2 protein-coding genes are annotated in these 21,985 nt (G+C 45.8%); both read right to left on the reverse strand.

Annotation, left to right across the window (positions count from 1 at the left end):
• Positions 1-27: 27 nt before the first annotated feature.
• The gene (locus tag ACSLBF_RS15595; RefSeq protein ID WP_440054275.1) at positions 28-12,087 is read right to left on the reverse strand and encodes an amino acid adenylation domain-containing protein; all 12,060 of its coding nucleotides are present in this window, start codon (positions 12,085-12,087) and stop codon (positions 28-30) included.
• The gene (locus tag ACSLBF_RS15600; RefSeq protein WP_440054276.1) at positions 12,087-21,983 is read right to left on the reverse strand and encodes an amino acid adenylation domain-containing protein; all 9,897 of its coding nucleotides are present in this window, start codon (positions 21,981-21,983) and stop codon (positions 12,087-12,089) included. Before ACSLBF_RS15600 ends, ACSLBF_RS15595 begins: the two co-directional genes overlap by 1 nt.
• Positions 21,984-21,985: the final 2 nt, after the last annotated feature.

Genomic DNA, 21,985 nt, shown 5'->3' on the forward strand with positions numbered 1-21,985 from the left:
GTAATGTATACCTTCGTATTTACCTAATTAGTGCAACACATAGTGACGCTGTAATTGTTCAGCGACCTGCTCTACCTGCCCTGATTGCAATATCGTTAGATGTTCACCAGCGATCTCGACACAGGTAACGTGTTGATTTAAAGACGTCCATCCCATATCTGCTGATACTGGACGACCTTCAAATTCCGTAGTGTGGTTAGCTTTAATAACGGTAAGAGGAATGCCATCCACTGGTATCTTAAATTCCACATCAGCCTCTAATTGGGCTTTAAAAACACACTGAAAGCGTGTTAGCTGTTGTTCAGAGAATAAATAGCCAGCTTGCCTTAAGTAATTTGCCAACCAAGACATACGCTCTGATTCAGTCAACCGAATATAGTCGCTGATTTCATTTTGTCGCGGTTTTAGTTGAAAAAACTCTGTTAAGTTTTGCAGTACATATTGTGCAATTTGTTCATTAGTGAACTTTCTTGCACTAACTGTTGGTAATGGCGTATCCAATATCGTTATAGAGCTAGGTGGGCTTTGCTTGGCCTGAAGCTGAATTGCCATTTCATAAGCAATAAAGCTACCAAACGAATGCCCAACCAGGTGCACGTGTGTGCCAATGGTAGATAAGGCGTCAACATACCAAGCAGCGGTGTTCTCAAGCGAAGTTACCACGGCGTGTTCTAAGGCAATTTCATCTGGTTGCAGGCCGTATACAGGAATACGCTTATCAATATGGTAAAGTAGTGACTGATACGCCATGAGTAATCCGCCCGCTCCTGCGACTAACACTATCGGGGTATAGCCCGCCTCACCTTGTTGTAAGCAAACGAGTGTGTTGAGTGTATTGTCTGCTGCACTTTCTTGGCGCTGTTGCAGCCTTTCTAACTCAGCAGCTAATGCGCCGATGGTAGGCTGTTTAAACACCAATTCTAGCGGTAAGTTGAGGTTCAATTGAGCATTGATTTCTCCTACCAAACGTATTGCTGATAGTGAGTGACCGCCAAGTGCAAAAAAGTCACTCTCTGCCCCAAGGCTTTCAACACCGAGCAGCTGTTCAAATTGTTTGGCGATAAGTTGCTGAGTAATGGTGGTGAGCGCGCTTGCGCTTCCCCCCTTCGCCTTGAACATTGTCTCTGCAAGTTGAGACAACTGTTTGCGATCTACCTTACCATTAGTGGTTAAAGGTAAAGCATCAACGACTTCAATGAAGTGCGGCACCATATAATTGGGTAAAACATCAGCTAATGCCTTGGCTAACTGCTCCGGTTTGCAACTCCCCCCTTCGACAAAGGCAATTAATTGCGCGACACCGGCTTGGTCCTGTTTCACAATAATCGCGCAACCTAACACGCTGGTTTGGTTCAGTAACTGCTGTTCAATCTCAGCCAATTCAATACGATAGCCTCGCACTTTGACTTGTTCATCAACGCGGCCTAAAAATACCACTTCACCGTGTTTATCAAGTCGCACTCGGTCACCCGTTTTATAGAGTCTTACGCCCGTGTCCGGATGCGTTATAAAGGCTTGTTGGGTTTTTACTTCATCCGCCAAATACCCTCTGGCTAATCCAATACCGCTAACATAAAGTTCGCCACTCTGATAGTCGGCAACAGGCCTAAGCTGCTTATCCAAAATATGTAAAGCAACTCCCGCGATAGGTTGACCAATGGTTATTTGATTTCCTTGATGATGCGTAACTTCTTTGAGGGTCACTGAAATAGTTGTCTCGGTCGGTCCATAGGCGTTGATCAAGCGAATCTGTTTTCCGTAATGCTGTTGCCATGCTTGTAGGGCTTTTACCTGCATGGCCTCGCCACCAATAGTAATAAACCGCAACTTTTTCCCTAATTCCAGATGAGTCACCGCTAACTGATGCCAAAATGCCGTAGGTAAGCTCATCAATGAAATGTCAGCCTCCCGACTTAACTGCGCAAGCTTGTTCGGGTCTAATAATTCAGATGTGGGTGCACTAATCAAGGTGGCACCATTGAGCAAACAAGCAAAAAGCTCTTCTGCAAATACATCAAAGCTGAAGCTGGAAAATTGTAGATAGTTGTCAGACTCAGATATTTGGTATTGCTGTGATATAAACGCTATGTAGTTCAATACACTACGTTGCTCAACCATCACCCCTTTTGGCTGTCCAGTTGTTCCTGAGGTATAAATTACATAAGCCAAATCTGACTCAACGGATGGGCTATCTAAGTTCTCGGTGGGTTGCTGAGCCACCTCTGCTGCACACTTTGACACACATACAACACGCTGTGACGATAGTGCTGTTTGCCAATCTTGCTGCCACACCACCAGCAGATCTGCCTGCGCATTTTCCAGCATGTAGTTTTTTCTTTGCTCAGGCAAAGCAGGTGCGATAGGTAAATATGCTGCTCCCGCTTTTAGTACCGCCAATGTGGTTACCACTAACTCGATACCAGGCGGCAAACATACTGCAATAATTGCTTGTTCTGGCGCTTTTTTATCGAGGTATTCAATAAGGTATCGCGCTAATTGATTAGCTTGCTGATTCAGCTGCTGATAGCTGAGTTCAGTCACCGAGCCGTCAAGGCTAGAATAGTATTTTACAGCGCATTGTCCTGCATACTGCTGCGCGATATTTTCAAAACACTGAGACAAACTCCCAGTAAACGGGTGTTGTGACGCTGGTGCTTTATTGAGTGATACCGTGTCAATGGTCAATTGATTGTCTAAATTCTGGAGGCTTGGCTGTAGTCTCAGTTTTGTTAACGGTAACAACGGCTGCTGAGTAAATTGCTGTAATAATAGCAGTAAGCTGGACAACACCTGCTCAACCGTCGAGTCGCTGAATAGTGCACTTTGGTAGCTGATGGTCAGTGAAAGTTGCTTACCAGTTCCCACTATCAAGGAAATTGGATAATGTGTTTCATCGCGATACGCAGCGTAACTCGGTTTCAGTCCACCGTCTTCCCCAGCACTTAGCGGATCAGTTGGGTAGTTTTCAAAAACATACAAAGCATCAAACAACGTAGTGCCGTTATCAACTCCACTTAGACTATGGGCAACCGTTAAAGGCGTGTGCGGGTAGTCACTCAATGCAGACAGCTGGTATTTCACTTGCTTGAGGAAATCAAGCACGTGTATTTCTTGATTAATCGACACTGCGACCGCCTGAGTATTGATATACAGTCCAACTCGAGACTCAACCCGATCCAACTCACGAGGTCTACCCGCTATCGTTTGACCAAACAGCGCATAGTCTTGCTCACATACGTTACTTATCCAGTAAGCCCAAGCCGCCTGAATAATGTGGTTTAGCGTCAACCCTTGCTGTTTAGCAAGCTGCTCAAGTGACAATAATAAACTGTCAGGTAAGATCCGTGACACTTCTTGTACCGTCGAGCCGGAGTTGGCAGCAACGGTAGCATGGCTAATTTGCTCACAGAGCAGTGTTGGCGTATCGATTCCAGCCAATTGCGACTGCCAGAATGCACGCTCTTGTATGTCGGAACGAGTTACCAACAACTCAATATAATCACGGTAGTTGTCAGTCACATAGTAAACACTGCGCCCCTCAATTCTAGCTTGATAATGCCGTCGTAATTCACTAAACAACACAGGTGTTGACCAGCCATCCATCAACAGGTGGTGATAGGTCCACACTACGCCAAAAAAGCCTGATTTAAATGGGATTATCCGCAACCTCATGCCAGGTGCAGTAGTTAACTCAACACCATGACGGTATTCTTGCTCTGCGAGTTGTCGTAAATATTCCGACTCAGATCCCGAGATCACCGCTGCAGGTGCATCGATTTCTAACGGCAAATCACAATGCTTCATGGCTAACTGAACCGGCACCGATAAAATGGCATTAAACGCTGTACGCAAAATGCTATGCTGCGACATTACTTGCTGCCATGCATAAATAAACGCCTCACAATCAAACTCTTGATTGAATAAAAAGCTTGCTTGCTCAAGATAGGCTGTTGAGGACTGCTGTTGACTGTGGAACCACATGCCTTGTTGCAACATACTCAGCGGATAAATATCCTCTATCTGTTGCTCTGTATATTGTTCTACTAACTGCTGTAACTGTTGATTGCTCACTGACTCCAGCAACGGAAAATCACTCGGCGTGTAATACTGCGCACGCATTGCTAAACAATGTTCAGAAATACCTTCTATACAACGCTGGTATTGCTGCATAAATCGTTGCGCGCGTGCTTGTCCCATCACACTTGTAGCCGCTTCAAAACGAATTTGTAATTGTCCTGAAACCACAGCAGCAGTCAGCTGGGCAGCGTAATGTGGCAAGTTTTGCTCGCTAATAAGCGCACCGATTGATTCATCAGCATCTTGCAATACGCCGCTATCATTAATAACCGTATCAAGCTGCCCTAAGTAATTGAAAAACAGTTGATGACTGGTGTCGATCGCCAATGATTCTCGTACCGACTGTTGCGGATGTAGATAACGAATTGCGCCATATAAACTTGCTTGCGGTGATAACTTAGCAAGTTGTTCCTTCACAGAATAAATCACATCATGGATCGAATCCGCATTGCTAAATAATGGCACCGGATACATCGCAGTCAGCCAACCAATGGTGCGATCACTTGCGACTTTTCCAGATAACTGTTCGCGACCGTGACCTTCGAGCATCACTACTTGCGAGCGCGTATCATAATGTTGTAATGCGCACCATTGCAGTGCTGCCAGCAACAAGGTTTGGATATTAGTTTGATAACTATGATTAGCTTCGCTGAGCAAGTTTTGCGTCAAGCCGTGAGGCAAGCGTAAAGTATGGCTAATTATAGGGGCAGATTCTGATGGTGCTGGGTCATCGATATGACTGAACATATTACGATGACTTGCAAGCAACGCGATTTCTTGCCAATGACGGTAATCGGCATACTTGGCTAGCGTTTCGAATCGTGCAGCGATTGCAGCTAAGTCCGCACTCTTGGCAGGCAGCTGGGTGATTTGTTGCGATAGACTAGCACTGATAAGCTGTTCTAAATCAGCCAGTATTATGCGCCACGAAACGCCATCCACGAGTAGATGATGCGCAGTTAATAGCAAGCGATTTGCCCTTTCCTGGACTGGGGTTTCAAACAGTACAACTTTAAATAGTGGACTATTGTCAAAGGCGAAACTTGCATGAAATTTGTCACATGCCTTAGCCATTGCAGATTGCCAATATTCAGCGTAGTCACGCAATATTTCAAAGTGGCAAACTGCCTCGCTCTGCACTTCGCTCAGTACCTGTAACTCTTGCTCATGATTCACCACCATACGTAATGCATCGTGTTGCGCTAATAATGCAGTAATTACCTGCTGTAACTGTTGCCAGCTCAGTTGCTTATCTACTGCCACCAACACAGCCTGATCCCAATGCTGTGGTTGTGCCAGTGGTTGTTCAAAAAACCACTGTTGAATTGGTAAAGGCAGCAACTTACCCTGTAACGGCTGTCGAGACTCGACAGCAACAATGGCTTGAGTTTCCTCTAAATACTGTGCTAATTGCTCGACAGAGGGATAAGAAAATACCTCAGCAACGGTTAAGTCGATATTTTGTTGCTTTGCGCGACCCGCAATTTGAATACTCAAAATAGAGTCACCGCCTTGGCTAAAGAAGTCATCACGGACAGATAAGCTTGGCACTTTCAATACTTGGCGATAAATCTTCAGTAGTCGGGATTGTAGTGAGGTAACAGGATCGCCTTGTTGTTCAGCAGCCAAAGGAGGCTGATTTTGTTGCTGTGCAATACGCTGTAAAGTGCGGTGATCTACTTTCCCATGCGCCGTCAGTGGCAGCGATTCAAGTGCAATAAGCTCACTTGGTATCATATATTCTGGCAACACTTGTTTTAGTTGATGCTGAATATGCTGTAGCTGTGAGCTGGTTAATTGTGGTTGTGATTGTTCACCCACCACAAAGCCAATCAGCTGCTTTGCGGTTTCAACTTCACGCGATACAATTTCTACTGAACATTCTTTTACTTCAGGTAAGTGCTGTAGCTGGGTGATGATCTCGTCCAACTCAATACGGTAGCCACGCAGCTTAACCTGACTATCGTTACGCCCAACGTAGGCTAATTTACCGGTGTGTTTTAACCTGACCAAATCTCCCGTTTTATAGGCCCGCCGTTGCTCGTTTTCACCGAGCGTTAACGTCACAAAACGTTCTTGGGTCAACGCAGGGCGATGCAAATAACCTCGCGCTAAACCAACACCAGAAATATACAACTCCCCAACGACACCAGCAGGTACTGGCTTACCATTGGGATCTAAAATATGTAAACAAGTATTATCAATTGGTACACCAATATCCGGCGCTTCTATACCACTGATTTGACTATCAACCATGCCCGAAGTGGCCACAACGGAAGTTTCGGTGGGACCATAATTATTGATCACTTTAAACGGTCTCTGGGTCACATCAATGGCATTAAGCTTGTCACCCCCAACCAATAAATAGTCCAGCGTCGTCGGAACAAAAGCAGCATCTTGTAGCAACGCTTCTGCAATCGGTGTGGCTAAGAAACAATGAGAAACTTGATATGCAGATAATGTCTCACTCAGCGCCTTGGCCGAATTCAAGATTGTTTTATCAATACAAACTAGGCTTGCTCCTGCACTAAGATAAGGCCAAATTTCCCAGCTAGCGGCATCAAAGGCGATATTGGCTGTTTGACTTGCGACGCTATGTTGGTTTACCGCAAAACAGCGTTGATGCCAAGCGCATAAATTGGCAAGCCCAGCATGGGTGATCATCACGCCCTTGGGATTGCCAGTGGTTCCTGAGGTATAAATAACATACGCAAGCTGCTGTGGTGATACCTGTGGTAATTCAATCTGCAGCGGGATCTGTGCCGGGCTTAGCGCTAAATGATTAATGTTGAGCACATGGCATTGAGCTAAGGCTAACGCGTTAATTTTCGCTGCGGAATGATCATTCATCAACAGCACATCACCTTGGCAATCGCCAACAATGTAATTCAATCTGGCTTTGGGGTAGTCTGGAGACAGTGGCACATAACACGCCCCCGCTTTAAGTACCGCCAGAATACTCACGATAAAATCAATACCACCTGACATCGCGACCATCACTGGCTGCTCAGGTTTAACACCTTTGTACACCAGATAACGAGCAAGTAACGAAGCCTGCTCTTGCAAAGCACCATAATTCAACGCTTGATTAGTGTTTGCTTCAAACAGCCCACTTTCGTCCGCCAAATGTGGTAAGGCCTGTTCAAATCGCTCAAGTACCGTATGCTGATAATACGACGTATCAACATATCCTTGTAATTTAGCATGTTGCTCTTGAGCTGGTGGTTGTAATGCTAATTCAGCAATAGCAATGTCCGGTGATGCTAATACTTGCTCTACTAGGTAGATAAAACTCTCAGCCAAAGTTTCGACCGTTTTACCATCAAAAAGCGCACTGGCATAAGTCCAATTGAAACGTAATCCTGATGCGCTTTGGGTACAACTGAGTTCCAGGTCAAACTTCACTTGCTGCGGTTGTTCATTCTGTGCAATGACAGACAAGCCTGCGAGTTGAGGCACCATATCCACTTGTGGATTGAGCGCAAACGTAATTTGAAAAATACCGTGATGACTTAGTTCTCGTGGCAATTGTTGCAATTCCACAATTTGCTCAAACGGCATGCTTTGGTGCTGATGCACATCTAAAATACGTTGCTTCTGTTGCGTCAATAAAGAGGTAAAAGACTGTTCAGGTGTGTACTGCATGCGAATAGGCAGCACATTAATGAAAAAGCCCACTAAAGACTCTAGTTGTCGCTGCGGACGCCCTGAAAATGGCGTTCCAATCACTACATCCTGACTATTGGAAAACTGGCCTATCAATAACGAAAAAACAGTGTGTAGCCACATAAACGGCGTAACTTGAAATACTTCGCACTGACGTTCTAGCGCCTGCGACAGAGCTAAATCAAGTGGTTGCTGATACACCAATGCTTTGGAGTTAGGTTGCTTTGGTCTAGGTCTATCCAACGGCAATTGGTGCAAAGGCGGTGCGTCTTGAAGGTGTTGCTGCCAAAACACCTGATGCTCAATGAGTGTTTGCCCTTCTAGCTGTTGACGCTGCCACACAGCAAAATCGGCATACTGTATCTCCAGCTTTTGTTGCAGACATTCTGGTAACGGCTTAGCAAAAGCAAAATGGGCGTAAAACTGCGACAGCTCATGCACTAAGATCGATAATGATAATGCGTCGGAAGCAATGTGGTGCATGTTTATCCAGCAATTGAAACTGTGCTTCGTAGTTTGAGCTACGAGTACTCGCAGCATGTCATCTTGAGAAAAATCAAAACCACGTTGAACATCATCTCTACATAGCTTTTGCCAACTGATTTGTTGCTGAATATCACTTTGTAAACGCAAATCGTGATAGCTCACCGGGTTATCAATGCACATTTTTAGCCACTGCTTTGGCTCACCTTGCGCATCTGTCGTTAGTTGACTTCGTAATACCTCATGACGAGTAAAGATAGCCTGCCATGCCTTAGCAAACGCCTCTAAATCCAGCTCACCAACCAGTTGATAGGCAGCTGAAATTTGGTACTGTGCCGCATTTGGCGTTAGCTGCTCGACAGTCCACAACCGCTGCTGAGCAAAAGACAGTGGCACACCAGATGTTTTATCTACCGGATGAATGGTGAAGGACTCATTTTGCGACGGTAAAGACGGTAGGTGTTCTGCCAGAGATTGTACGCTGGGACTTTGAAACAAGGTCCGCAGCGGCAGCGCATAACCATATCGCTCGCGCACCCGATTAACTAGCTGCGCAGCAAGCAAAGAATGTCCACCTAAAGAGAAAAAGCTATCTTGTCGGCCAATCCGCTCACACCCCAATAGTTCAGCAAAGATATTGGCTAGACCTTGTTCGATTTTACCTTGCGGCGCTTGGTAGTGAGCGCCTTCAGCTTGTATCGTGTCCAGCGCAAGCAAGGCTTTTTTATCTACTTTGCCGTTGCTGGTTAAGGGAATTTCAGCAACGGCAATAACATTGCTTGGTAGCATAAACTCAGGTAGATTTTGACGTAGAAACTGGCGCACCGCTTCACCAACACCGCTTCTCGCACACTCTTCCTTTAGCACCACAAATGCCGAAATCCTAACATTGTCAGGATCATTTTGATTTAACAGTACAGTCGCCGTTCTCAGTGCAGGATACAGGCGTAGCTGGTTTTCTATTTCACCCAGTTCTATTCGATATCCGCGAACTTTAACTTGATCATCAATACGGCCCACATAGGTAAGCTCACCATTTGGTAAAGCACGAACTAAATCGCCGGAACGATATAATTTAGCGCTAGGGTGTGATGTAAATGGATCCGAAATAAAACGCTCAGCATTAAGCGCTTCACGCTGCCAATATCCTCGGCATACGCCTTCACCACCAACATATAGCTCTCCCACCGCACCTTGTGGCAATAGCTGTTGGTGTTTGTCTAAGATATAACAAGCCGTCGTTGGGATAGGTAATCCGATATTGCTCACACCGAGCGCGAGATCCTGCGTCGTTAATCGCTTAAAAGTGACATGTACTGTGGTTTCAGTGATGCCATACATATTGATCAGCTGACAACTTGGATAATGCTTTGCAAACGCTTGTAATTTAGAGGGTTGCAGTGCTTCACCACCAAAAATAACATAGCGAAGTGCACTGTCGATGTCCTGTCTTGATTGGCGTAAAGATAACAGACTTGTTTGCAACACATAAAATGCACTTGGGGTCTGATTAAGCACGGTGACTTGCTGATCAACGAGCAGCTGAGCAAAAGCCTGAGGATCTTTATATGTCGCTTTATCAACAACCACTAATTTTCCACCAAACAACAATGCTCCATACATTTCCCATACGGAAAAATCGAAACAAAAGGAGTGGAATAAACTCCAAATGTCGGTGTGATTAAAATCAAAATAGTTAGGGTCTACATGCAACAATCGTACAACTTGGCGATGTTCAATTTGCACGCCTTTGGGGCGACCCGTAGTACCAGAGGTATAGATCATGTATGCCAGTTGCTGTGGTGCAATTTGAATAGTCAGGTCATGCTCTGGCAATGCACTCCAGACAGGTTTGCTCGCTTCAATATTGACTAGCGTTTTTGCAAGGCCAAACATCGCGGCTTCAGAACCTTGATCGCATAACAAGAATTCGCTCGCTACATCATCCACAATATACTGGATGCGTTCGGCAGGATAATCAGGATCTATGGGGACATACGCCGCACCCGCTTTTAGAACCGCCAACAAAGTCACCACTAAATCACTATTTCGCGACAAGCTAACCGCTAATAAACTGTGCTCTTTAATTCCTTGCTGCTGAAGAAATCTCGCTAATTGATTCGCACGAGCATTGAGTTGTTGATAAGTAAGCGTGTGCTCACCATCGGTAAGCGCTTCACGGTCTGCAAATTGTGATACTTGTTGTGCGAACAAAGATAAAATAGTACCTTGCTTGGGCCAGACGGCTTCGCGATATTGCGGCTGCGCTAAGAGTTTTTGTTTTTCTCGCTCCGGCAATAACACCAGTCTATCCAACTTGGTATCTGGAAACACGGTACTTTGCTTTAATAGTTGTTCGAAACAAGCTGACCAATGGGCAATGGTTTGAGGCAAATACAGATTTCGGTCAAATTTCCAATTCAGACACAAACCACTCTCTGAGTGCGTGATGTACAGCTCAATATCACATTTTACCGCGCACAAATCGTCTTTCGAACCCGATACTTCACTCATAGTAAAGGTAGAAAATTGCGTCACTGATGTTGTTTGCTGATCGTAGCTAAACAAAATCTGTACAATCGGGTGATGACTTAGATCTGGCGTACCAGCGAGTGACTCAACCAGTTTATCGAAGGGCAAGTCTTGATATTCAAATGCCTCCAAAATAGCCACTTTTTGCTTTTGTAACCACTGTGAAAATGGCAATTCACCATCAATATCAGCATGCATCACTTGAGTGTTGACGAATAAACCGATAAGCGGTTGCAGCTGTTGATGACCTCGCCCGAGTACAGGAGTCCCAACCACCACTTCTTCGGTTTGATTAATTCGGCCAATAAACAGCATAAAACTACTCAATAACCACATAAATGGAGTTACTTGCTGTTGTGTAGACTGTTTTTGAATGGCTTGGCTTAGTGCCTCATCTAATTGATGACGGTACAGTTGCCCCTGTAATGCTTGTACCGCAGGTCTTGGGTAGTCCGTAGGCAACGATTGTAACGGTTCAAGATTGGCTAATTTATCTCGCCAATAACTTAGGTGTGGTTGTAAATAATCTCGCGTCAAATGCTGACGTTGCCACGAACTAAAATCCCGGTATTGGATTTCGAGCGGCGCCGGCATCTCCATCCCCTGCTCACCACTGAGCACTTGGTAAAAAGTGTGGAACTCTCGCAGCAAGATTGCCATTGATGCACCATCGGACACGATGTGATGCATGTTAAAAGCCAAATGATAATAATCACCACAACCAATGAGTAGCACTCTGAGCAACAGATCACTTTCTAAATCAAATGGTTGATCATGAAACTCGGATACTTTTTGTGCTATAAACTCGGCGCGTTGCGCAGCGGTAATGCCGCTAATATCTAGCCATTTGAAGGGCGTCTCAAACTCATCGCGAACTTTTTGCACCGGTTTGCCACTGTGATTATCAGTGATAAATTGAGTCCGTAACACTTCGTGGCGGACAATGATCAGCCGCACCACGTTGGCAAGTATTTGATGATCAACCTTGCCCTGCAAAATAAATTCGGCAGGCATATAGTATTGATGACTGCCTTGCAACTGTTCAATAAACCACAACCCTTCTTGCGCATAACTCAGCGGCGCACTGCGATCGGTTGCGGCTTTGCTAATAACAATGTCCGCTTCATTACCGGCTTGATGCTGGTTAAAGTTTTGCTGCTGAAAATAATCGATCAGCAAGCCTTTACTCTCAACTATTTTAGCCTTCAAATGCTCAGGGAACCCTTGGGTTTGTTTAAACGCCAAGCCACCATTTTTCTCGTATAAAGTGATCCCTGCTGATAAAGCTTCAGCGATCAATTCTTCGATATGTTGAAGTTGTTTATCCATCACAAAAACATCTCTTCTGAAGCGTCATTTCCGGTGTCGTCATTGACGTGATTTTGCGCTTGGCAAATCGCACACCATTGCGCAAAGGCCATCACAGTTGGGCGTTCGAATAAGATCCGTACGGGAATTTTTAACTCGAGTTTGCGTTCTAGTTCTGCTGCACACTGAGTTGCCAGTAATGAATGTCCACCCAACGCAAAGAAGCTATCTTGAATACCGACTTGCGGCTGTTGCAGTACCCGCGCAAACACCTCACTGATTGTCACTTCTAGTTGATTTCTGGGGGCTACAAAAATGTTGGCTACGGCGCAAACTTCTCCCATCTTACGCAGCGTGCGACTATCTACCTTACCGTTGCTGGTAAGCGGAATATCGTTAATCAAAATCACGCGTTGTGGCAGCATGTAATCAGGCAACACTTGCTGTAAACGAGCATTGAGCGCGGCGTGTTTATCAGCGTCTAGAGATTTCGGTAAAACTTCGCCAATACAAAGCTCTGGGCTTACAATGTAGGCTTCTAAATTATCGCCTTTGCTATTTAGCACGACACTGGCCTGTAGCACTTCAGGTTGCACCAGCAAGTGATGACGAATTTCATCTAGTTCAATGCGATAACCACGAAGTTTCACTTGCTCATCAATGCGACCATGATATTGCAACTGTGTCGGTTGACCGTGCTTATCCAGCATCCAACGAACCAAGTCACCACTGCGATAGTAACGTTTCTGGCTACCATTTATGCCCCAAGGTAAGCGGACAAATTTCTCATCGCTGAGCTTAGGCTGAGCAAAATAACCAGAAGCTAAATTGTTACCAGCAATATACAACTCACCAATCACCCCTGCAGGCACTGGCTGTTGGTGACTATCTAAGACCACTAACTGCGTACCCTTGATGGCACGCCCGATAGGAACGTTGGTTTCACCTTGCTGGTGATAGGTTTGCGCCTCCAACGCGGTCAATGGCTGTACACTGCATCCCACTGTGGCTTCGGTTGGTCCATATTCGTTATAAAAACGCGCGTTGGGTAACACCTGTTGATAAGCCATCAAGATTTCACAGGCCAGCGCTTCCCCACCTACAACTATTTGATGCTCTGCCTTGCTTGCTGCTGGTGGTTGATTATCTCCAAGCAATGCTTGTACACCTTGCAGATGTGCAGGCGTGAGCTTAAACAATTGAGGTTCGTCGCTACACAACTGCTGTTTAAGCTGTGGCAACATGGTGTCCCCTTCACCCAATAAGCGCACACAGAGACCTTCATACAACGCAGCCCAAATAGACGTTACCGTGGCGTCAAACGCCAATGGCGTACACACCACGGAGCCGCGTAAATCGGCATTAAAATAGCGCTCACTGGCATGTTGAAGGTAATGCGTCAGATTAGCATGGCTGATCATTACCCCTTTGGGCGTGCCTGTGGTACCCGAGGTGTAGATCACATAGGCCAACTGCTGAGGTTCAGATTCTGGTATCCATGATGCAACCGCTCTGTCACACCAAAGTGAGGTGTCTTTAATGTTGAGCACGGTTAATGGCAAATCCACTTCATTCCATGTCTGTTCATGCGCCGGTTCAGAGGTTAACAACCAAGTTGCTTGCACATCTTTGACGATAAAGCGTTGGCGCTCTGTTGGTAATTTGGGATCGACAGGCACATAAACCGCACCTGATGCGAACACTGCGAGCATCGCCACCAGCATTTGATTGCTTGGTGTAAAGCTAAGAGCCACGGTTTCCTGCGTTTGTAGTCCTTGCTCTTGAAGGTACGCTGCCAGCTGTAAAGCTTGGCGACATAGCGCTTGATAGCTGAGTACGGTACCGCTACTGTCAGTCACCGCAGGATGATGCGGTTCGTTTGCTAGCTGCTGATTGAGCTTGGCGATGACTGTGCCTTCCTCACACCCAACATGAGCTGGTAAATAATGTGCACTAAGCAGTCGTCGTTGTTGCTCTGAGGTTTGAAGCGCGAGTGTTTCTACTGGCTTCTCTGGAGCACGCAGTGCGGAGTCAATTAAGGTTGCAAATGCATCCGCCATCATGGATATAGTCTGCGGCTTAAACAGTGCACAACTGGAGTTCCACTCCAACGTAATACCGTCACCTTGCTCAATGGCATTAACTTCAAGGTCAAACTTCATCGTTGGCGCATCTGCAGGTTCTGCTTCAATATGCAAACCTGGTAACGCAAAATCCGTGATTTCATTGTTTTGCACTGCAAACAAAATTTGGATCAAAGGTTGATGTGTTAAGTTGCGCTCAGGCTGTAGCGCTTCGACCAACTGCTCAAACGGCAGCGCCTGATATTTAAACGCATCCAGAATTTCGTGTTTCTGTTTAGTTAACCAAGCATTGAAGGTTAAGCCATCGCTATGGCGCGCTCGGATCACTAAAGTATTCACAAAACAGCCAATTAAATCGGCAACTTCGGGCTGCTCACGTCCTGCGACTGGTGAGCCAATCAAGACATCATTGGTTTGGCTAAAGCGCATCACGAGCAATGCGAACACACTGTTCAGCCACATGTACAAGGTGACACCTTGTTGCTTGGCATGCTTATGAATCGCGCGCGTCAACTCTGCTGGCAGTCTTTGTATATGTGTTTGTCCTGCTAATTGCTGTTGTTTTGGACGCGCGAAATCCAGCGGTAGCTGATGTACCACAGGACAATCCGCCAACTGGGCTCGCCAATAATTTAATGCTTGCGAGTGAAACTCACCTTGTAATGAATGCCGTTGCCAGTATGCGTAATCAGCGTATTGGACACGCAGTGGTTGTTGCAGTTTTTGGTCTAACTGGAAGTCAGGTTCGGCACTAAAGTGGCGGTAAAAAGCAATAACTTCCTTCACTAACAGGGACATTGACCAGCCATCACTGGCGATATGGTGCATGTTAAAATGTAGTTTGTGGTGATCATCTGCAAACTTGGCAACATGCACTCTGAGCACAACATCATGGGTTAGATCAAAAGCCTGTGTTCTGGCCCGTACTGTTATCTGTTGCCATTTTTGATTCTGCTGCTGTGTGGTGAGCAAACTCAGGTCGACAACCTGTATCGCACCGGTATTCGCAGCGAGGACCTTTTGTAATGGCGGCTTCTGTCCCTCACTCGGAATAATCACCGTACGCAACACTTCGTGACGTGCAAACAGCGCATCAACGGCTTTTGACAGGGCTTTCTCATTTAGTTTGCCGTGCAGGGTAAACTCTGCCGGCATGTGATATTGCGCACTTTGTCCCTGTACTTGGTCAATCAACCACAGCCGCTGCTGTGCAAAAGACAAAGGTAAGTCTTCATCACGCGATACTGCGGTTATCTCAGAAGCGGCTTTAACTACCTCACTATTGTTAAGCGCATCAGCTAAGGTGGCGATCGTCGGGGTTTTAAATAGCTGCTCTAAGGTGATATCTAAATGCTTTTCTTCACGAATATGGCTAATTAATTTAATTGCCAGCAGTGAATGCCCACCTAATTCGAAAAAGCTGTCATGCAGGGTTATGTGGTCATTCAACAGCACGCGACTAAATAACTCGCGTAAGTAGCTTTGCATTGGCGTTAACGGCACATCTTGCAGTGACTTGGTTTGGTTACTTCGACTAATACGTTGGAACGCTTCTGCTAGCGCTTTTTTGTCGACTTTGCCATTGGCAGTCAGTGGTATATTTGCCACACAGTGAAAGCTGGCCGGTAGCATATAACTGGGTAGATATTCAGCTAAGGATGCGCGTATTTTGGTTTCATCAAACAAACGTTCTTCGCTCCAAAGAACATGAGCGATGAGTGTTTGTTGCTCCGTATCAACTGTCAAGGTGCAATCGTTCACACCAGCCAAGTTTAATAACTGACTGCGGACGGCCTCTAAATCAATGCGATAACCTCGTAATTTGACCTGTTCATCGTCGCGCCCTAAATAACGTAAACTAGGCGCAGCTTTTGCGGCTTTACTCTGCCACTTCACTCGATCGCCGGTACGATAGAACCGTTTCAAAATCACGTTACTGGCATCGTTGTACCAAGATTGCGAAACAAATTTTTGTGCCGTGAGTTTAGGCTGATTGATATAGCCCGGGCTAACCATAGGACCAGATACAAGCAGCTCTCCAGGTGTATTTGGCGGTGCCAGATGCTCAAACTCATCCAATACCAGCAGGTTTGCGCCAGTGATCGGAGCGCCGATACTAACATCACAGTGCTGCGTTAAACTTGCATCCGCTTTAGCACCATCGAGGGTAAAGGTCGTGCAGCCCACAGTGGCTTCAGTTGGGCCATACTCATTGACAAAGCGACTGTTAGGCAACGTCTGGGCAAACCGCTGAAGAAGTTCACTATCAAGCGCTTCACCACCAATAACCAAGATATGCGCTGCGTGGCTCTGAGCGTTTTTTGCTGCCAAACCCAGTACTGCCCTTAAGTGCGCAGGCGTTAATTTAAATAAACAAGGTCGACTGTCCAACAAACGCTCAGTCAGTAGGCTCAACTGACTATGATCTTCAGGTAACAGCTCAACCTCAAAACCTTGCATCAAAGGCGGTATTAACGCAGTCACGGTGGCATCAAATGCCAACGGGGTGCTGAGTACTGATTTATTACAGCTTGATTCTGCTACAAAGTAGTGGCTCAGTGCATGCTGCAAATAGCTATTTAAGTTGGCATGCGTGATCGGCACCCCTTTTGGTTTGCCAGTTGAACCGGAGGTGTAAATCACATAACAAAGATCTTGTTCACAGCTCCCTTCAGGCAGTCCTTCCTTGGTCTTTGGGTAACCACTGAAGTTACCGTCACTTTCAAACAAGTCATCCAGTAATATAAATTCGCTTTCGGCATCGATCAGACGCTCTGCATCCTCACTTAGCGCTAAGGTCATACTTACCTGAGCATCGCCAAAAATATGGGACAGCGTTGCTGCTGGCGTATCATAATGGATAGGTACATAGGCCATGCCTGCTTTAAGTACCCCGAGCACCGCGGCCACTGTTTGCAAAGAAGCGGGCAATAATATTGCCACTCGAGTTTGTGGCTCAAGCGCCATTTCTAACAAACACTGTGCAATCTGGTTAGCGCATTGGTCGAGCTCGCGATAACTCAAGCTGTAACCCTGAAAAGTCAATGCCGTATGTAATGGCCATTGCTTGGCAATGTGCTCAAAACGCTGATGCCACAGGGGTTGTTCGCAGGTTTCTAGTGACACCGGATGTTGAGCGTTACAAAACTCGGCTCGTTGACTTGGTGTTAACAGTGCAATATCGGCAAGAGTCAGTTGATTTTGCTGCAGACACTGTGTGAGTACATAGAAATATTGCTGGCAAAACGCATCGATACTCGATTGCTGCCACAGAGCTTCGTCATACAACCATTCAATTTGAAGCGTATCTCCGGTGTCGATGATCGCCACTTCCAAATCTAATTTAGCGCTGCGCTGCATGGTTTGCAGTAACTCAACTTCAACACCGTCAAGTTGCAATGCTTCATTAACTTGATTATTTACTCTAAATACCACTTGGATCAGCGGGTGAATAGCGATATTTCTTTCACCTTCGAGCTCGTCCACCAATGCATCGAATGGAATATGTTGATGATTTAGCGCTTGCTTTAGGATTTGCTGAGCAGCTTGTAACGCCTGCAAAAATGACTGTTTGGCTTCAAATTGCTGACGCAAAACTAAGGTGTTGATAAAGTTGCCCATCACCGTTTCGAAAGCTTGCTCTGGACGGCCTGCCACCGGGGTACCAATGGCAATATCTCGCTGCTGTGAAGCGCGACTAAACCATAAGCTAAACGCCGTCTGCAAGGTCAAAAACAGGGTTTGTCCATGTTGCGCTGTAAACGTTCGTAGTTTGCCAACCAACTCTGCAGGAAACACCGAGCAATACAGTTGCCCACCACGGATCAGCTGGTTTTTTCTATCAAAATCCATGGGAAGTTCATGGACTTTAGGCAAATTTTCCAATTGTTTACGCCAATGAGAAAAACTCAGTTGCCATTGCTCGCTGTGCACTAGCTGATTTTGCCAATGCACAAAATCGATATAATGATAGTCTGGTGTTAATAACTCAGCGCTATGCTCACCCGTCAATAAATCGTGATAGTGTGCGCTCAGGGCGTTAGCCAATAGTTCTATAGACCACCCATCTGAAACAATATGATGAACCGTGATAATTAACACGTGGCATTCAGGGGCAAGCCTAAGTAATGCACTTCTTATCATCAGCTCACGCGTCAAATCAAAAGACTGACTGTAATCATTGGCAATAAATCGCTCTACTTCAGCTTGTTTTGCCGCATCAGATAACTCACTGAAATCTTGTTCTTGCAGTTGAAAATGTGCAGCAGTATTTGGCCGCTGAGTAACCTCACCATGTTGATCTTGGTGATATGAAAAAGCCAAAATAGGCTGTGTCTGAATTAACCGTTCCATTGCGGCTGCCAGCATCCGGCTATTTATCTCGCCAGAGAGACGATAAACGCCTTGTAAATTGTACTGACTACTATGTCCTTGCATTTGATCAATAAACCAGAGTCGACGCTGCGAATAAGAAAGAGGATGCGGAACCTCACTGTTTAGCTGAGATCGAGGTATTGTGCTTACTGGCTGATATTGACCATCGTCCAGCACTTGCGCCAACTCAGCAATGGATGGATTGGCAAAAATAGTTTTGAGCGGTATTGCAACGTCAAACTGCGCTTTAAGCTGATTAACCAACCGCATCGCCAGTAATGAATGGCCGCCGAGCATAAAAAAGCTATCGTGAATACTCACGTTTTCTATCCCCAGCAACTGCGTAAAGATTGCAGCCAGCTGCTGCTGCAATGGCGTCTCAGGTTTACTGATGAGATATTGCTCTGGTAAGGGTTTAGCTTGCAAAGATTTACGATCTATTTTGCCGTTATTAAGCAGCGGTAATTGGCTTTCAATCACAAAGCGACTCGGCACCATCGGCTCAGGTAAGTATGCTTTGAGCTGTTGTTTTAGCAGATTTTGTAGCGCTAAATTAGCCTGCTCCTGAAATACATCAGTTACCACCACATGGGCCACTAGCGTATCGACCTCAGCAAACCGACGACACACGACAGCAGCAAGCTGTACCGCAGGCAAAGCATTGAGTTTGGCTTCAACTTCCATTAAATCGACACGAAAACCGCGTATTTTCGGTTGATTATCTTGTCGCCCTAAATATTCCACATTGCCGTCAAACCGCAGCCGCGCAATATCGCCACTGCGATAAAAGCGTTGAGTTTGGCCACCTTGTGGTGTCAGTTCCACAAACGGTGAGTCCGTTTGCTCTGTAACATTGATATAACCGTCAGATAAACTCGGTCCAGCAATCAATAATTCAGCGGGCATACCTGGTACGGCTAGCTCACCTTGTTTGTCCAAAAGCAATAACTCAACATGTCTAAGTGGTTTGCCGATTGGCTGTATTTGGTTTTTATCAATTCGATCACCAAGCAAAGCGGTAGTCACTCCAACACAGGCTTCTGTTGGACCATAGTGGTTAAATACTGCCGCCTTCGGGTAGTGTGATGTTATCTGCTCGACTAACAACTCACTCAATGCTTCGCCTCCTAACACCCATTGCTCAATTGGTACGGTTTGGCTATCGGTGACAAAATGCGGCAAAAGCTCCGCGGCAAATGAGGGCGTTAACTTAATCAAGTTCACTTGATGGAAACGGAGTTCGTGTGCAATGGCTTTTGGTTCAAGCTCAGGTGAGGCTAATACCACACATCCACCGTGAGCCAACACAGGATAAATCGCGGTCAAACATAGGTCAGTAGCTAACCCAGTGACCACCGCAGAACGAGTGTGTTCAGAAAAAGTTAGTCGGGTCGCCAAAGAATCAACATAATACGCCAACGCACGATGAGACAGCACCGCCCCTTTTGGTTTACCCGTTGAACCTGACGTAAAAATCACATAAGCAGGCTGTGATAAACTAGGCTCGGATAGGGCTCCTGTTAACTCAGTACCTAATTGCCATTCGCTACTTAGATAACAACGCACGCTGTCGGTCAGTGCTGCATGCATGTCATCAGCAAGCTTGTTAGGGACTAACGCAATATGACAGTTGGCTTCATGTAAGATTTCTTTTACCCGTAGCGGCGGAGTCGTGACTTCTATCGGTAAGTAGGCTAATCCCGCCTGCATCACCCCGATCATACTCATAATATTTTCCGCATCACGAGAAACCAAGATAGCAACCGGCGCTGTACGCTGTTCGACATCTAACTCTGCCAGTATTCGCTTGGCCAAATTGGTACTGCGTATCAGCATTTCTTTATAACTGACCGCAAAGCCATCTTGGCCTATCAACGCCGTTTGCTCTGGGTATCGAGCTGCGGTGCTAACCAGCGTGCTAATGATGCTACAAGGCTCCTCAAGACTGGCAGGCTCAGGTGCTTTTAATAATGATGACGTCATCGCTTGTGAAGCCAATGGCACCTTGCACAATCTTTGCGTTGGATCTGCACAAAGGCTGGCAAGTAAAGCGATATAATCCTCTACGAATTGCGCCATTAAGGCTGCTTCGTACAACGTCTCACTGTATCCAAGTTCCAGTCTTAATTCGCCATCCACTTCATCGATAGTCAAAGTCACATCAAACTTCGCGCTGCCGTTATCTTGCGGATAAAGCTGTGCCGATAAACCTCCAGATTGGACAGTATGGGAAGTAATGCCATTGTAATTAAATAATATCTGGAACAATGCTGAATGCGCGGTTGATTTATTTAACCCCAATACATCAATAATTTGCTCAACGGCCACACTTTGGTTTTGTAGCCCTTGTTTCATCACCTGCTGGGTTGCACGCAGTAATTCAGTAAGGTCTTGCTCTGAATTCACCTGTAACCGCATCGGTAACGTATTGATAAAACAACCAATCACTGACTCAAATTCAGCCCGTTCACGATTAAGCACAGGCACACCGACGGTCATATCCGCTTGCTGGGTGTAACGATAAAGTAAAGCGTAAAACATCCCCAGTAGCGCATTAAATCGCGTTACACCGACTTGCTGACAGATATTATCTAATTGCGTCAGCAAGTCGCGCGGTAGCTGCGCATTAATTGTTCGGCCAGTGTATTGCTTAAATGCACTGCGTGGATAACTCGTTGGTAATTCAAATAGCACCATGTCGTTAAGTTGTGCTTTCCAGTAATCTAGCTGCTGCTGATACGATTCAGACTGGCGATACTTTTGTTCCCAGTGTACATAATCTAGATATTGCACTTCGCTGTAGTCGACAGCTTGCCCGTTCAGTTCTGCTAATAACGCTTCAACAAACAACTGTACCGACCAACCATCACTGACAATATGATGCATTGTGATTGATAACCAACGACCTTGGTCCGAGTTATCGGCAGTGATCAAAGTCGCACGAACCAGTAACTCGGTTGATAAACAAAATACGTGCTGTAATTCTTCTTCTAGTAACGCTAATACCTGTTGCTTACTAACGTCTTCTGGTGCCGAGATACAGTTCAGTGTCAACTGTGTTTGTTCATCAACAACCTGCAGCACTTCCTCATTTTGCTCAACAAAGTGACTACGTAACACTTGGTAGTGAGATAACACTCGATTTAATGCTTGGCCTAGATGTTTGCCGGCAATTGGCTTGGATAAAACCAGTAACCCGGTCATATTGTATGCAGTTGAACCTGACTCGTACTGTTCAATAAACCAAATACGTTGCTGTGCATAAGACAATTTGCCTGAACGTGTTTGCTGTTGAAGATACTGTAACAATGCATCTTTGTGGGCTTTTATCTGCGCCAAAATATCCGCTGGCACCGCAGATAATTTCGTACGAAGTTTTAGCTGTTGAGCCTGCAAGTATACATAAATACCTTGCTCATCAAGTTCTGCTATCCATTGTTTTATCGCTGCGTTATCCATAG

The organism is Pseudoalteromonas sp. T1lg65 (genome assembly GCF_051930985.1).
Classification (GTDB): Bacteria; Pseudomonadota; Gammaproteobacteria; order Enterobacterales; family Alteromonadaceae; genus Pseudoalteromonas.

What these genes read in the sequence shown, in the direction of transcription:
- ACSLBF_RS15595 (WP_440054275.1), bottom strand. Translation starts at nt 12,087, where the DNA reads ATGGATAAACAACTTCAACATATCGAAGAATTGATCGCTGAAGCTTTA.
- ACSLBF_RS15600 (WP_440054276.1), bottom strand. Translation starts at nt 21,983, where the DNA reads ATGGATAACGCAGCGATAAAACAATGGATAGCAGAACTTGATGAGCAA.